The 1,574-nt window shown below is 53.4% G+C and carries 1 rRNA gene; it reads right to left on the reverse strand.

The annotated features are described in order from the left end of the window. Nucleotides 1-11: 11 nt before the first annotated feature. Nucleotides 12-1,564: ribosomal RNA gene (locus tag V1U08_RS22860) — 16S ribosomal RNA — on the reverse strand. Nucleotides 1,565-1,574 lie beyond the last annotated feature (10 nt).

The raw sequence follows: 1,574 nt of genomic DNA on the forward strand, positions 1-1,574 counted from the left end.
TAATCATCGTATAAGGAGGTGATCCAGCGCCAGGTTCCCCTAGCGCTACCTTGTTACGACTTCACCCCAGTCATGAACCACAAAGTGGTAAGCGTCCCCCCGAAGGTTAAACTACCTACTTCTTTTGCAGCCCACTCCCATGGTGTGACGGGCGGTGTGTACAAGGCCCGGGAACGTATTCACCGTGGCATTCTGATCCACGATTACTAGCGATTCCGACTTCATGGAGTCGAGTTGCAGACTCCAATCCGGACTACGACGCACTTTTTGGGATTCGCTCACTTTCGCAAGTTGGCCGCCCTCTGTATGCGCCATTGTAGCACGTGTGTAGCCCTACTCGTAAGGGCCATGATGACTTGACGTCGTCCCCACCTTCCTCCGGTTTATCACCGGCAGTCTCCCTGGAGTTCCCGACATTACTCGCTGGCAAACAAGGATAAGGGTTGCGCTCGTTGCGGGACTTAACCCAACATTTCACAACACGAGCTGACGACAGCCATGCAGCACCTGTCTCAGAGTTCCCGAAGGCACCAATCCATCTCTGGAAAGTTCTCTGGATGTCAAGAGTAGGTAAGGTTCTTCGCGTTGCATCGAATTAAACCACATGCTCCACCGCTTGTGCGGGCCCCCGTCAATTCATTTGAGTTTTAATCTTGCGACCGTACTCCCCAGGCGGTCTACTTAACGCGTTAGCTCCGAAAGCCACGGCTCAAGGCCACAACCTCCAAGTAGACATCGTTTACGGCGTGGACTACCAGGGTATCTAATCCTGTTTGCTCCCCACGCTTTCGCATCTGAGTGTCAGTATCTGTCCAGGGGGCCGCCTTCGCCACCGGTATTCCTTCAGATCTCTACGCATTTCACCGCTACACCTGAAATTCTACCCCCCTCTACAGTACTCTAGTCTGCCAGTTTCAAATGCTATTCCGAGGTTGAGCCCCGGGCTTTCACATCTGACTTAACAAACCACCTGCATGCGCTTTACGCCCAGTAATTCCGATTAACGCTCGCACCCTCCGTATTACCGCGGCTGCTGGCACGGAGTTAGCCGGTGCTTCTTCTGTCGCTAACGTCAAATCTATACGCTATTAACGCATAAACCTTCCTCACGACTGAAAGTGCTTTACAACCCGAAGGCCTTCTTCACACACGCGGCATGGCTGCATCAGGCTTGCGCCCATTGTGCAATATTCCCCACTGCTGCCTCCCGTAGGAGTCTGGACCGTGTCTCAGTTCCAGTGTGGCTGATCATCCTCTCAGACCAGCTAGGGATCGTCGCCTTGGTGAGCCCTTACCTCACCAACTAGCTAATCCCACCTAGGCATATCCTGACGCGAGAGGCCCGAAGGTCCCCCTCTTTGGCCCGTAGGCATCATGCGGTATTAGCCATCGTTTCCAATGGTTATCCCCCACATCAGGGCAATTTCCTAGGCATTACTCACCCGTCCGCCGCTCGACGCCGTTAACGTCCCCCGAAGGTTCAGTTAACTCGTTTCCGCTCGACTTGCATGTGTTAGGCCTGCCGCCAGCGTTCAATCTGAGCCATGATCAAACTCTTCAATTTAAGATTTTGT

Source organism: Vibrio sp. YYF0003, from assembly GCF_036350715.1.
GTDB lineage: Bacteria > Pseudomonadota > Gammaproteobacteria > Enterobacterales > Vibrionaceae > Vibrio > Vibrio natriegens.